General features: G+C 73.8%; 13 protein-coding genes and 1 pseudogene. 6 read left to right on the forward strand and 8 right to left on the reverse strand.

From position 1 onward, the window contains the following. Nucleotides 1-18: 18 nt before the first annotated feature. Together AB0H12_RS31945 and AB0H12_RS31950 are read right to left on the reverse strand one after the other, a co-directional pair. A complete protein-coding gene (locus tag AB0H12_RS31945; RefSeq protein ID WP_499628050.1) occupies nt 19-891 on the reverse strand; it encodes an ATP-binding cassette domain-containing protein in 873 nt (290 codons plus the stop codon). Continuing rightward, a complete protein-coding gene (locus AB0H12_RS31950; protein ID WP_499628052.1) occupies nt 888-1,304 on the reverse strand; it encodes a GntR family transcriptional regulator in 417 nt (138 codons plus the stop codon). The genes AB0H12_RS31945 and AB0H12_RS31950 overlap by 4 nt, the downstream gene beginning before the upstream one ends. A 263-nt stretch (nt 1,305-1,567) precedes the next feature. On the opposite strand from AB0H12_RS31950, the gene AB0H12_RS31955 reads away from it, so the two are divergent. Further along, nucleotides 1,568-2,050, forward strand: a complete 483-nt coding sequence (locus AB0H12_RS31955; RefSeq protein ID WP_499628054.1) for a ricin-type beta-trefoil lectin domain protein — start codon at nt 1,568-1,570, stop codon at nt 2,048-2,050. A gap of 232 nt (nt 2,051-2,282) precedes the next feature. Here AB0H12_RS31955 and AB0H12_RS31960 read toward each other — a convergent pair whose 3' ends face one another. After that, nucleotides 2,283-3,089 (reverse strand): GGDEF domain-containing protein, encoded by an 807-nt coding sequence (locus tag AB0H12_RS31960; RefSeq protein WP_499628056.1) that lies wholly within the window; start codon nt 3,087-3,089, stop codon nt 2,283-2,285. A 147-nt stretch (nt 3,090-3,236) separates the two neighbouring features. On the opposite strand from AB0H12_RS31960, the gene AB0H12_RS31965 reads away from it, so the two are divergent. From AB0H12_RS31965 to AB0H12_RS31975, 3 genes are read left to right on the forward strand one after another with little or no spacing between them, the layout of a single operon-like run. Beyond that, the gene (locus tag AB0H12_RS31965) at nt 3,237-5,489 is read left to right on the forward strand and encodes a sigma-70 family RNA polymerase sigma factor (RefSeq protein ID WP_499628058.1); all 2,253 of its coding nucleotides are present in this window, start codon (nt 3,237-3,239) and stop codon (nt 5,487-5,489) included. Nucleotides 5,490-5,525: 36 nt separating this feature from the next. Beyond that, a complete protein-coding gene (locus AB0H12_RS31970) occupies nt 5,526-6,041 on the forward strand; it encodes a GtrA family protein (protein ID WP_499628174.1) in 516 nt (171 codons plus the stop codon). A gap of 36 nt (nt 6,042-6,077) precedes the next feature. Further along, nucleotides 6,078-6,632, forward strand: a complete 555-nt coding sequence (locus tag AB0H12_RS31975) for a GtrA family protein (protein WP_499628060.1) — start codon at nt 6,078-6,080, stop codon at nt 6,630-6,632. Between the two features lie 7 nt (nt 6,633-6,639). Here the strand turns inward: AB0H12_RS31975 and hisN are convergent, their stop codons facing one another. Further along, nucleotides 6,640-7,425, reverse strand: coding sequence for a histidinol-phosphatase (hisN, locus tag AB0H12_RS31980; protein ID WP_499628062.1), 786 nt, complete (start codon nt 7,423-7,425; stop codon nt 6,640-6,642). Between the two features lie 39 nt (nt 7,426-7,464). Here hisN and AB0H12_RS31985 point away from each other — a divergent pair, with 39 nt between their 5' ends. Next, nucleotides 7,465-8,130 carry a response regulator transcription factor gene (locus AB0H12_RS31985; protein WP_499628175.1) on the forward strand — a complete coding sequence of 222 codons (666 nt, stop codon included), beginning with the start codon at nt 7,465-7,467 and terminating at the stop codon, nt 8,128-8,130. Next, nucleotides 8,130-9,404, forward strand: a complete 1,275-nt coding sequence (locus tag AB0H12_RS31990; protein WP_499628064.1) for an ATP-binding protein — start codon at nt 8,130-8,132, stop codon at nt 9,402-9,404. The genes AB0H12_RS31985 and AB0H12_RS31990 overlap by 1 nt, the downstream gene beginning before the upstream one ends. A gap of 70 nt (nt 9,405-9,474) precedes the next feature. On the opposite strand, the pseudogene AB0H12_RS31995 reads toward AB0H12_RS31990, so the two are convergent. The 4 genes and pseudogenes from AB0H12_RS31995 to AB0H12_RS32010 all read right to left on the reverse strand — a co-directional run. Then, nucleotides 9,475-9,723 (reverse strand): annotated as a pseudogene (locus AB0H12_RS31995) (hypothetical protein); the annotation flags it as partial. Then, nucleotides 9,720-12,476, reverse strand: a complete 2,757-nt coding sequence (locus AB0H12_RS32000) for a TNT domain-containing protein (RefSeq protein ID WP_499628066.1) — start codon at nt 12,474-12,476, stop codon at nt 9,720-9,722. The gene AB0H12_RS32000 and the pseudogene AB0H12_RS31995, both read right to left, overlap by 4 nt. Nucleotides 12,477-12,490: 14 nt before the next feature. After that, nucleotides 12,491-12,799: a WXG100 family type VII secretion target gene (locus AB0H12_RS32005; protein WP_230570446.1), complete on the reverse strand. Its 309-nt coding sequence runs from the start codon at nt 12,797-12,799 to the stop codon at nt 12,491-12,493. Beyond that, complete coding sequence (locus AB0H12_RS32010) at nt 12,796-13,263, reverse strand: YbaB/EbfC family nucleoid-associated protein (protein ID WP_499628068.1); 468 nt, start codon at nt 13,261-13,263, stop codon at nt 12,796-12,798. Before AB0H12_RS32010 ends, AB0H12_RS32005 begins: the two co-directional genes overlap by 4 nt. Nucleotides 13,264-13,279: the final 16 nt, after the last annotated feature.

The raw sequence follows: 13,279 nt of genomic DNA on the forward strand, positions 1-13,279 counted from the left end.
CGGTATCCGTCGTGGGCGTCATGCGCGGGCCCCCTTCCGGGTGGCTTCGAGCTGCGCGAGCACGTAGTCCTCCAACGTCGGCGGGCGCTCGACCCACGGGCCCGCGACCACCGGCCGCGGCTGCCCCTCGGGCAGCTCGACCAGGAACGTCGACTGGTTGCCGGCGTGCCGCGCCTCCACGATCCCGCCCAGCGCGGGCGGCACGTCCGAGCGCGGCCCGGTGTAGCTGACGTGCCTGCCGAGCAGCTCGTCCAGGTCACCGCCCACCAGCAGCCGGCCGTGCGCGAGCAGCAGCAAGTAGTCGGCGACACCGGACAGCTCGGCCACGACGTGCGTGGACAGCAGCACGGTCATGCCGGTCTCCTCGACCTCGGCCAGCAGCTCGGCGGTCACCTCGCGGCGGGCCAGCGGGTCGAGGTTGGCCAGCGGCTCGTCCAGCATGAGCACGTCCGGCCGCGAGCCGATGGCCAGCGCGAACGCCACCTGGGCCTGCTGGCCGCCGGACAGCTTGCCGCACGCCCGGTCCAGCGGGATCTCGAAGCGCGCCAGCCAGCGGCGGGCGCGCGCCTCGTCCCAGACGACGTTGAGCCGCGCGCCGAGGCGCAGCATGTCCGCCGCCGAGAAGTTCCGGTAGACCGGCTTCTCCTGCGACACGAACGCCACCCGGCCCGCCGCGCCCGCCGACCCCTCGTCGGCGTCGAGGAGTCCGGCCAGGACGGTCATCAACGTCGTCTTGCCGGCGCCGTTCGCGCCGACCAGCGCCGCCACGCGGCCCGCGGGCAGCTCGAACGTGCACTCGCGCAACGCCCACTTGGCACGGTAGCGCTTGCCCAGCGCCCGCGCCCGGACCGCGACCGCGCCCGCGTCGGCGGACTCCACCGCGATGCTCACAGGACCGCCACCCCATCCCCCGCCGTTGCCTGGTCGCCGCCCTCGTCGGCGGCGAGGACGGAACGCACCAGCGCGTCGATGTCCTCGATGTCCAACCCCGCCGCACGCGCCTCGCGGACCCACACGGCGAGCCGCGCTCTGAGCGCGTCCATCACCCGCGGGTCGGTCGAGCCGAGACCGGCTTTGACGAACGTGCCCGAGCCCTGGCGTGCCTCGACCAGGCCGGACAGTTCCAGTTCGCGATAGGCCTTGAGCACCGTGTTCGCGTTCACACCACTCCTCGCGACGACGTCGCGGACGGTCGGCAGGCGGTCTCCCGGCCCCAGCCAGCCCAGGCGCAGCGCTTCCCGGACCTGGCGCACGAGCTGGAGGTAGGCCGGGAGGCCGCTGGACCGGTCGATGCGGAACTCCACCCGGCGCCTCCAAATTGTGTCACTCGACTAAGACACTGACACACCGTTCAGGAACACCCCGGAGGTTGTCAAGCGGGTCATCCCCTCGGCCCACCGCGCCTCGCACTGTGGGGTGTCACCACCTCCCGCGTCCGTGACCGCCACGACGCGCACCTCTACCGGACGGGTCGTTTCCCGCCACGATGGTTGTTCCCGCCGCTCGGGAACCCCGTCCGACGCCTTTACTGAACGGTGTACGAAACCCGATCCCGGAAGGAATGCGAATGAAATTCGCACGGATCCTCGTCACCTTTGTCGCGACCGTCTCGGCGCTGCTCGTCGCACCGCTCTCCAACGCCGCCCAGCCCGACACACAACAGGACCAGTGGTTCCTCGAGAGCGATGCCGTGCCGAACGACGTGTGGGACCAGACCAACTGGGCTTGGAACCCCGACTACCCGGTCATTCCCCACCCGCACCACGACGGGGCCAACCAGAAATGGTACTGGCCCGGTGACGGCACCATCAGGAACGTGCAGTACGGGTGGTGCGTGACCTCGCTCGAGGGCAAGCTGGCAGGCCGGGAGTGCGGAGCCTTCCCCTACCAGAAGTGGGATTTCATGGACCGCGAGAACTGGCGTGTCTGGCTCATCCGGTTGGAGGGCACCGACGATTGCGTCACGCACAACGGCACCTACAAGGAACTGATCCTCGCGGAGTGCCAGGACCGTCGGACCGATCAGAAGTGGATCATCGGCAGGGCGTAGCCGAAGGCATTCGGCTCACCCCCCCACCGGTCACCGGTGACAGGTGTTCCTGATTCGCGAACACAGACACCGGAAGACCGGCACGCGCCACAGGTCCGTCACCCGAATCGGCCGGGCGCGTCCCCCGAACGTGCCTGAAAGCGGGGAGCCCGGCGCACTGGAAATGCAGGCGCCGGGCTCCTCGGGGGTTTTCAGTTGTCGGACGCCGGACAGGGGTTCGGCGCCCGGGCCCTCAGCGGCCGAGACCGGCGATCAACGCCAGCGCGTCCTCACAGGTCGGGGGCAGTTCCTCCAGCCGGACCTCGATCGGGCCGGTCGGCGCGACGTGGGGGTCGACGGCCAGCCTGTCCGCGGCGAGCACCCGCAGGTTGACCACGGCCCGCGGCAGGTGCCGGTCGCGGCGGAGCAGCACGCACGCCACCGAGGACCCGATCGAGGCCACCGTCTCGCCACCGTCGAACACCTCCTTCAGCGCGTCGGCCAACAAGGTCATCGCCACCACGCGCGACCACCCGGACGTGCGGGTCAGGTCGATCGCCACGAACACCAGCACGTGGTCCTGGCGGCCGACGGCGCGCGCCTCCGCGTACACCTCGCGCAGCCTCGTGCGCAGGTACGCGGGCGTGGCCAGGCCGGTCAGCGGGTTGTCCGCGGCGCAGGCCGCCGCACGCCTGCTCATCACGTCGCCCCAGCCCAGCGCGGCGGACCGCAGCATCCGCGACGGGATCGCGTCCACGCTGGGCGACACGATGCCCGTCGAGCCCGGCGGCTCCGCCAGCACCGCGTGCAGCGCGGCCAGGTCGACCAGCGTCTCCGCCAGCCCGGCGCCCGTCTCGGCGCGCGCGGCGCCCAGCCGGTACAGCGCCGTGCTCTCGTCCCCCTCGCCCAGCACCGCCCGGCACACCTCGTCCACCTCTGCCAACGGCCAGTCCGCCGGGAACGCCCAGCCCGCGGCCACCGCGGCGGTGCGCCACCTCGACCTCAGTGCCCGCGACCCTCCAGCGCCGGAACGCCGTGCGACCGCTTCCCGAACACCCACCCGGATGCCTCCTCGACGTCGGTTTCGCCTACGAGACGTCGTCGCCGCTCAGCCATGACGGCATTAAGTCCACCCAGTCGGGGGGTTCTGGGTGACGGTCTGCGACTCCGTAGGTCACACTGGCGCCGCGCGAGGAGGGAAGAACACGTGGCGACCGTTCCTGCCGAAGTCCAGGGACCTGGCGATGCGGAGCTCATCGACTCCGTGCGCGCCGGGAACATCGAGGCCTACGGGCAGCTCTACGAACGCCACGTGTCCGCCGCGTACAACCTCGCCCGCCAGCTCGCCAGGTCCTCCGCCGAGGCCGACGACCTGGTCTCCGACGCCTTCGCGAAGGTCCTCGACACGCTGCGGGCGGGCCGCGGGCCCGACTCGGCGTTCCGCGCCTACCTGCTCACCGCTCTGCGCCACACCGCCTACGACAAGACGCGCCGGGACCGCAAGCTCGAACTGGCCGACGACGTGGCCCAGGTCGCGCCAGAGGCGACCAGCGTGCCGTTCAAGGACACCGCCGTGGCCGGCCTGGAGCGGTCGATGGCCGCCAAGGCGTTCGCCCGGCTGCCCGAGCGCTGGCAGACCGTGCTGTGGCACACCGAGATCGAGGGCCAGTCGCCCGCCGAGGTGGCGCCGCTGCTCGGCCTGACCGCCAACGGCGTCTCCGCGCTGGCCTACCGGGCCCGCGAGGGCCTCAAGCAGGCCTACTTGCAGGTGCACCTGGCCGAGACGGAGACCGAGCGCTGCCGCGCCACCGTGGAGCGGCTCGGCGCGTGGACGCGCGGTGGCCTGTCCAAGCGGGAGACCACGCAGGTCGAGGCTCACCTGGACGAGTGCACGGGCTCCTGCCGGGCGCTGGCCGCCGAGCTGGCCGACGTCAACGGCGCGCTGCGCGGGATCATCGCGCCGCTGGTGCTCGGCCTCGGCGCGTCCGGTTACCTCGCCGCGGCCGGCGCGGGCACCGCCAAGGCCGTCACGGTCGCCGCCGCCGCGGGCACGGGTGGTGCGGCCGGAGCGGTCGCGTCCGCGCCCCGCCAGTTCCTCGTCGCCGGCGTCTCGGCCGCCGCCCTGGTGGTCGCGGTGGCGATCGGCCTGGCCTCCGGCGGTGAGCAGGAGGTGCCCGCGGCTCAGGCCGCGCCCGTGGTCACCACGCAGCCCGCCGAACCGACCCGGCCGACACCGCCCCCTCCGCCGCCACCCGCCACCGTGCCGGCGACGCCGGAGCCGTCGCCGGAGCTCTCGCCGGAGCCCTCACCGACGACCGAACCACCACCCGCGCCCGCCCCGACACCGACACCGCCGACACCGCCGCCCACGACCACACCGCCCGCCGAGCCCGAGCCGACGCCGCCGAACCTGGTGCCGGTGGTGCCGAGCGGGTTCGTGCTGACGCCCGGCGAGGACCCGGTCGACCTGCCGATCACCGTGCGCAACTCCGGCGAGACGGCGTCGGAGCCGGCCGCCGCCGCGCTCGACCTGCCGCCCGGCGTCCGGTCCGCCGGCCCCGCCGCGTCGTTCGCGGGCGGGGGGCTCGTCCGGCTCGACGGCGCGGCCGACCAGACCGTGGCCTGCCCGGCGGGCACGGGCACGGTGACGTGCGCCACCACGCAGGGCATCGCGCCCGGCGGCTCGGCGACGTTCGTGTTCCGGGTGCTGGCCGACCCGGAGGCGACGACCGGCCGGATCACCGGCACGGTCACCGCGGGCACGTCGGCGAGCGCGGCGATCGCGGTCGACGTCGAGGTGCGCCCGGTGCACGACGACCTGGAACTGCTGGTCCACAAGTGGCAGCACGGGTTCTGGGACCCGAGGCTGGACGTCAAGGCCACCAACACCGGCGGCCGGGCGGGCGACCTGCGCCTGGTCGTGGAGTCCGACCGGCACGTCACGCTGGTCGCGCTGTGGCCCGGCTGCGAGCGGTCCCGCAACCGGGTGGTGTGCGAGGTGCCGCTGGCGCGCGGCGCGTCGTTCCGGCTGGCCGTCTGGGCGATCGGGTCGCCGCACCGCGACGGTGTGGTGCGGGTCTCGGCGACCCTCGGCACGGCGGCCGAGCAGGTCGAGGTGCCGATCTCCCCGCTCCCGGGCGAACCGCACGAGCCGGGGCCACCGGCCGGCACGCCGACGACGACCACCGAGCCGACCACCACCACCCGCGCAACGCCGCCCACGACGACCACCACCAGGTCGACCACACCGACGACCACCACACCGCCGGAGACGACGACCGCCCCGACGACACCGACCACCCGACCGCCCGCGTCGACCACGACCACCACCGAGCCGACGACCACGCCGACGACGACCACGCCGCCGCCCACCCGCGGCGAACCGTGTCGGCCGAGGCCACCGTGGTTGCCGCCGGGCTGGGACGACCCGTTCCCCGGCCACTGCCGTACCCCTTCGTGATCGTTCGATCACGCGGGTCGGTAGCCTGCCCCGGTGCTGCCACTCGTGCGCAGGGTCTTGGGTCTCCTGCCGGAACCGGTCCGCTTCCTGATCAACAAGCACCGCGAGCTGATCCGGTTCGCCGTCGTCGGCGGCACGACCTTCGTCATCGACAACGGTGTCTGGTACGCGTTGAAGCTCACCGTGCTGCAGGACAAGGTCGTCACCGCCAAGGCCATCGCGGTGCTGGTCGCGGTCATCTCGTCGTACGTGCTGAGCCGCGAGTGGTCGTTCCACACCCGCGGCGGACGTGAGCGGAGCCACGAGGCCGCGCTGTTCTTCCTGGTCAGCGGCATCGGCATCGGCGTGAACCTGCTGCCGCTGTACGTCTCGCGGCACGTGTTCGACCTGCACTCGGAGGTCGCCGACTTCGCCGCCGGCTCGGTGATCGGCATGCTCCTGGCCACGGGTTTCAAGTTCTGGGCGATGCGGAAGTTCGTGTTCCCCCAGGCGGACGCGCGGCCGTCGGTCCAGCCGCTGCACGTCGTGGCCGAATCCCGCGAAGTCGCCTGAACAGGCCTTTCACCGGGCTTTCCGTAGACTGCCGGGGTGTCCGTAGTCGAAAGCGTCGTCCTCCGCCTGCCCGAACCGCTGCGCTCCCTGGCCCTCAAGCACAGAGAGCTGCTGAAGTTCGCGGTGGTCGGCGGCACCTGCTTCGTGATCGACACGGTCATCTTCTTCGGCCTCAAGACGATCGTGCTGAGCGAGAACCCGGTCACCGCGAAGATCGTGGCGACGCTCGTGGCCACCATCGTGTCGTACGTGCTCAACCGCGAGTGGTCGTTCAAGACCAGGGGCGGACGTGAGCGGAGCCACGAGGCGGCGCTGTTCTTCCTCGTCAACGGCATCGGCATCGCGCTCAACTCGATGCCGCTGTGGGTGTCGCGGTACCTGCTGCACCTGCAGGAGCCGCACGTGAGCAGGCTCGGCGAGGAGGTCGCCGACTTCCTCAGCGCGCAGGTCATCGGCACCCTGATCGCCATGGTGTTCCGCTGGTGGGGCTACAAGAAGTGGGTCTTCCCCGAGGCGGACTTCCGGCCGCGTCGCGTGACGCGCGCCTACGACCGCCCGGGGGACGACGAGCGACCGCCCGGCCACTCCTGACCGGCGTTCAGCGGCCTTCGGCCAGCACCTTCAGCGCCGCGTCGTGCAGGTGCCCGTTGCTGGTCAGCACGGTGCCGCCGTCGAACCGCGCCACGCCGCCCAGGTCGGTGAACCGACCGCCGGCCTCCGTGACCAGCACCTGGAACGGCGCCACGTCCCACGGGTTCACGATCGGCTCCGCGGCCACGTCGATCGCGCCCTCCGCGACCAGGCAGTGCTGCCAGAAGTCGCCGAACGCCCGGTTCTCCCAGCACGCGTCGACCAGCGCCAGGTAGGCCTCGCGCGAGTGGTGCTCGACCCACGTGCCCAGGTGCGTGGTCGACAGGTAGGCGTCGGACAGGTCGCGCACCGCCGACACGGAGATCTCGCGCACACCCGACGCGTCCGACGTGTGCGCGCCGCCGCCCGTCGCGGCCCACCAACGACGGCCCAGCGCGGGCGCGCTCACCACGCCGACCACCGGCGCACCGTCCACGACCAGCGCGATCAGGGTCGCCCACACGGGCACACCGCGCAGGAAGTTCTTGGTGCCGTCGATCGGGTCGACCACCCAGGCGCGGCCGTCGCCCGCCGTGCCGCCGCGTTCCTCGCCCGCGACCTGGTCGTCCGGCGCCTCCGCGGCGAGCACCGCGCGGATCGCGTCCTCGACCGCCACGTCGGCGTCCGTCACCGGCGTGCGGTCGGGCTTGCTCCGCACCACGAGGTCGCGGGAGCGGAACCGGGCGGTGGTGATCTTGTCGGCCTCGTCCGCCAGGCGGAGGGCCAGGGACAGATCTGCGCGGTGGTCGGACACGCACCGGATCGTGCCACGCCTACCCTGGATGTCGTGAGCGTGGTCTTGTTGGCCGAGGACGACCCGGCGATCGCCGAACCGCTGTCCCGCGCGTTACAGCGGGAGGGCTACCAGGTGCAGGTGGTCACCGACGGCCTGGGCGCGTTGGACGCCGCCACGCACAGCGGCATCGACCTGCTGGTGCTCGACCTAGGCCTGCCCGGGATGGACGGGCTGGAGGTGTGCCGCCGGCTGCGCGCGGGCGGTCGCGTCCTGCCCGTGCTGATGCTCACCGCGCGGTCCGACGAGGTCGACTTCGTCGTGGGCCTGGACGCCGGCGCGGACGACTACGTGGCCAAGCCGTTCCGGTTGGCCGAGCTGATGGCCCGCATCCGCGCGCTGCTCCGCCGGCGCGCGCCCGGCACGTTGGAGGTCAACGGCGTGCGGATGGACCTCGCCGCCCGACGCGTCACCGTGGACGGGCTGGAGGTGCAGTTGGCGAACAAGGAGTTCGAGTTGCTGCGCGTGCTGATCCAACGCGCGGGCCAGGTGGTGCACCGCGACGAGATCCTGTCCGAGGTCTGGAACGACCCGGAGCTCAAGAGCAGCAAGACCCTCGACATGCACATGTCGTGGCTGCGCCGGAAGCTCGGCGACGTGCGCTCGGTGGAGCGGCGCATCGCCACCGTGCGCGGCGTGGGTTTCCGCTTCAACACCGCCGACTGATGCGCAGCCGGATCCTGCGGGCCATCCTGCTCGCCGTCGCGGTCACCGGGTTCGCCCTCGGCCTGCCCCTCGGCTACACGGCGCTGCGGCTGGTGGAGGACGGCGCCCGCACCGACCTGGCCGCGCGGGCGCAGCGGATCGCGGCGTCGATCGACGACCAGATCGCGAGCGGCCGGGAGATCGACCTCGGGCCGGTCGAGGTCGGCGTGCCGGAGGGCGGCCACCTCGTGGTGACATCGGCCTCCGGGTTGCGCGAGTTCGGCCACCGACCCGGCCCGGACCCGTTGTCGGTGGAGGTGCCGATCGCGCAGCAGGGCACGGTGCGGCTGGAGGTGTCGTCCGCGCCGATGCACACCGCGCGGTACCAGGTGGCGGCGCTGGTGGTGCTGCTGGTCGTGCTGTCGGTGAGCACCGGCACGGTGGTGGCCACGGTCACCGCCCGCAAGCTCGCCATGCCGTTGCGGCACGTGGCGGCGCGCGCGGCCCGGTTGGGCGCGGGCGACTTCCGGCGTGACGACCGGCGGCACGGCGTGCCGGAGCTGGACCTCGTGGCCGAGGCGCTCGACCGGTCGGCGGGCGCGCTGGCGCAGCTCGTGCAGCGGGAGCGCGAGCTGGTCGGCGACGTCTCGCACCAGCTGCGCAGCAGGCTGACCGCGTTGCAGCTGCGGCTGGAGGCGTTGGCGTTGCACCCGGAGCCGGACATGGCGGCCGAGGCGCGGGCCGCGTTGGAGCAGGCCGAACGGCTGGCCGAGGTGCTCAACGAGATGCTGGCCGCGGCCAGGGCCGCCCGCGCGGTCGGTGCGGAACCGCTCGACCTCGGCGCGGAGCTGACGGCCATCGCCGAGGAGTGGCGCGAGCCGCTGCGGCGGGCCGGGCGCGCGTTGCGGGTGAGGGTGCCGGAGGGTCTGCTGGCGCGTGCCACGCCCGCGCGGCTGCGTGAGGCGATCGGCGTGCTGCTGGACAACGCGCTGCGGCACGGTGAGGGCCAGGTCGTCGTCACCGCGCGCCGTGACGACGGCACGGTGGTCGTGGAGGTCGCCGACGGCGGCGCCGGCGTGCCGGACGAGTTGGCGCACCACATCTTCGAGCGCGGTGTGTCCGGCGGCGGGTCCACCGGTGTGGGGCTGGCCTTGGCGCGCGCCCTGGTGGACGCCGACGGCGGGCGGCTGGAGCTGTCGACCGCCCGGCCGGCGACGTTCGCGCTGTTCCTGCCCGTGCCGAAGGCCGAGGACGTGGTCGGCGTGACCTGGCGGACCGACCTCACGCCCCGCTAGGCGCGACCTCCCGCTCGGCGTCCTCGGACTCGGCTGCTTCGGGCTTGGCGTCCTCGGGCTTGGCCTCCTGGGGCAGCACGCCGACCGCGCCGCGCACCACCTGCGCCCACACCAAGCGGCCGAACAGGTAGTGGCAGGCGACGTCCTCGCTGGTGAACGCGGCCCAGTCGTACCGGTTGCCCTGCTCGCGCCAGAAGACCTCGACGCCCTCCTCGGTCGGCAGCAGGCACCACCTGTTGTCGGCCTCCGCGCCGATCGACACGACCTCGGCGGGCACGCCGACCGCCAACAGCCAGCCCTGGATCGACTCCGCGTTCATGCCATCTCCTCCAGGTAGCCCAGCGCGACCAGGTCGGCGACCGGGTAGGTGGCGCGGAAGCGGGCGCCGCCGCCGGTCTGGCCGAACCACTCGGCGGACAGGGTGAACCACACCGGCAGCACCTTGGCCACCCGGTAGCGGTGGTAGCCCGCGTCCACCAGCGCGGGCGGCAGCGAGCGCTCGGCGTAGGCCGTGCCGAGCTGGGACAGCACCCGGCCCTCCGGCCCGCCGAACCGGTCCAGCTCGACGCCGACCGCGAGCACGCCGGGCTGGCCCGCCTCGTAGCCGCCCTCGGGGAACAGCTCGCCGGGCGGCCAGGCGTACTCGGGCGGGTCGGCGCGGACCAGGAACCGGCGCTCCCAGTCGCGTTCGTGCATGCCCGCCAACGGGTCGTAGCCGTCCAGCAGCACGGGATCGGGCGCGACGCCGGGCGTGAGGACCAGGCGCGGCCGGTTGCCCGCGGGCACCGGGTCCGTCGACACCGGACCGGTCGGCTCCACGCCCGAGAGCCGTGACCGCAGCGCGTCCTGGCTCACGGCGCGCAGGTCGAGGCCGAACTGGGCGGAGGCGTCGACCAGGTGGCCGTCGGGGTGGCCCTGCGGCTCGAAGCGCAGGCCCGCCGCGAACGTCTCGTCCTCCGACGGCGGTGGCAGCTGGCGCGCGGGCTTCGCGCTGGGCGGCGGGAGCGTGCCGCCGGGGAACATGTGCAGCAGGAACAACGCCGCCGCTTCGGTGGTCGGCTGCGCGGTCCGCGCGGCCTTGACCGGTGGCGCGGGCGGGGTGTCGTCCGGTGCGGTCGGCAGGACCGCGGACGCGGCTCCGGCCGCGAGCGGCGGCGCGATGGTGTCGCGACCGCCGAGCGGGAGGGGGACGATCGCGAACGCGAGGTCGCCGTCCTTCACCTGCTGACCGACGGCGGCCAGGGCGTCCTTGAGGTCGTGGCCGACGTCCCTGAGCTCGGTCTTGGCCGAGCTGTCGCCCTTGGCCTGGCCCTCGCCCTTCGGCTGGACCTCCACCTTGGCCTGGCCCTCGGCCTTCGGGGCGGCTTCGCCCTTGGCCTGAGCGCCCTGGCCCTGGTTCTGGCCCTGCCCCTGACCTGCTTGGGCCTGACCGGAGCCGGACTGGCTCTGGCCCTGTCCCTGACCTGCCGGCGTCTGACCTGCCGGGGTCTGACCTGCCGGGGTCTGACCGGGTTGGGGTTGGGCGGCTTGGGCGGCACGCGCTTCGGCCTTCGCCGCCGCCTGCTGGGCCGCCTGCTGGGCCGCCTGCTGACCTGCCTGCTGGGCCGGGGCCTGGGTGTTCGCGGCGGCGCTCGCGGCCGGGCCCTGCGCGGCGGCTGCCGCAGCCGCCGCCGGAGCCGCGGCGGGCGCGCCACCGACGGACGGTCCGCCGAACGACGGTCCCTGCGGCCCGGCCTGGTTCGCGGCGGGGGCCGCTGGTTGAGCCGTCGCGTGCGGCGCCTCGGCGTGCGGGAGCAGCGGACGGTCCAGGACCGCCGCCGACGACTGGTTGACCGTGCCCTCCGGGCGCGTCACGGCGTCCACGACCGGCCCCGCGGTGCCGAGGACGGGGTTCACCACGTTGCCGAGCAGGTTGCCGACCGCGTTGCCCTGACCGGGCGCGGTGCCGGGCCCGTTGCCCTGACCGGGTCCGTTGCCCTGACCGGGCCCGTTGCCGTGGCCGGGCGCGTGGTCGGATCGGCCGGGCGCGTCGGCGTGGCCGGGGGCCACGGTTCCGGCCACGCTCTGGACCGTCTCCGCCGCGCCCTGGACGGTGCGGCCGACCGTGTCGTCCACCGCGCCGCCGACGTCCTGGACGACCTCGCCCGCCGTGTCCAACACCGGTTCCACCACGGCGGCCAGCGGCGGCGCGACGGTCTCCACGACGTCGACGACCGGCTCGGTCACCGCGTTCACCGTGTCGGTCACCGCGCCGACCAAGCCGCCGACCAGACCGGGCGCCTGGCCGTTGCCCGGCGCCGCGCCGGAACCGGCGGGCAGCAGGCTCTCGACCAACCCGGGCGGCTGGGCGCCCGGAGCGGCGGCGCCACCGCTGCCGAGGGCTTCGGACCCGCCGGGCGCCAACCCGTCGAGCAGCCCGCCGCCCTGACCTCCACCCAGCAGGCCTCCGCCGAGCAGACCGCCCTGGGGCTGACCGGAACCGGGTCCCTGACCGGGGCCCTGACCGGGGCCCGCGTCGGGCGCGTGCACGCCGGGGTTCGCCGCGACCGGTGGCTGGTGGCCGCCGATCTGCACGCCGCTGTCCAACCGCACCGCGCTGGTCAACGTGTCGGTCAGGTGGGCGACGTTCGCCGCCGCGCCGCGCACCGCCGTCTCCAGTCCCAGCAACGCCGTCGGGTGCCCGGCGTTCGCGGCCTGCTGCGCGGCGTCGTTGTTCTTCGCCAGGTTCACCAGCTCGCGGACCAGCTCGACCTTGGCCGCGCCGACCTGCTCGGCCGCGTGGTCCAACCGGTCGGCCGCCGCGTGGCAGCCGCGCAGCACGGAGTTCAGCGTGCCGTCCGGCGCGGTGAACTTGTTCCAGTGGCCGCGCGCCGCGTCACCGGTCGACCCGGTCATCGCGGTCAGCGCCTTGCCCGCGGCGCCGTCGGACTCGCCCGCCAACGAGGAGAGCTTCGCGCCCGCCTCACGCCACGCGGTGGCGGACGCGCGCAGCTTGTCCTCGTCGGCCTGGGGCCACGACACCCCCGCCTTGGCGGCGACCTCGGCCAACTCGGCCGGCAGCTCGATCCCCATCACGGCCCCCTGAGTCAGATCGCGCCGAGCGCGTTGCGGTTGCCCTCTTCGACTTCGCGGTACGTCCGGGCCGTCTCGGCGAAGCGCTCCCCGACACCGCCGAACCCGGCGCTCAACCCGGTCAACCCGCCCAGCACCTCGCCGGAGGGCTGGACGTGGCTCGCCGCGAAGCTCTGCCCGATCGCGTCACCGCCCCAGCAGTCGCCGATCGAGCCGAGCACGCCGCCCAGCTCGCCCGCGATCTTCCCGGCGCGCTCGGCGAAGGCGGCGAAGTCGTCGGCGCCCTCGGCGAGGCGGGCGAGGTCGGTCTGGAAGCCGGTCATCTCGTTCTCCTCGAAGCCTTGGCGTCGACGTCGGTCATCCACTCGCGCTGCTCGAAGTCCTCGTCGTCAACGGCGACGGGACGCCTCCGGGTCGGCTGCGGCGGCTGGATCTCTTCGGGCCGCAGGTCGGCCGTGCCGCGCAACAACGCCTCGGGATCCGTGCCGGCGGGCAGCACCGGCGTCAACGTCCGGTAGGCGTCCTCGGTGGCCTTGGCCACGGCTTCCCGCGCGGTGGTCACGATCAACTGGGCGAGCTGCGCCGGCCGCAACCGGTACGCGTCGTCTCGCAGCTCCAGGTCGGTGAGCGTGCCCTTGGCGTCGACCGCAGCGGTCACCGAGCCGTCGGGGCTGGTGGCCGACCCGGAGATCCGGGCCAGGTCGCGCTGCACGGACGCCAGCTGGTCCCGGCTGCGCCGGTAGTCGGCCAGCAACTCGTCCACCTGGGCGCGGTGATCGGTCGTCACGGCCACCTCCGGTCCT

The sequence above is a fragment of the Actinosynnema sp. NPDC023794 genome (genome assembly GCF_040639675.1).
Classification (GTDB): Bacteria; Actinomycetota; Actinomycetes; order Mycobacteriales; family Pseudonocardiaceae; genus Actinosynnema; species Actinosynnema luteola.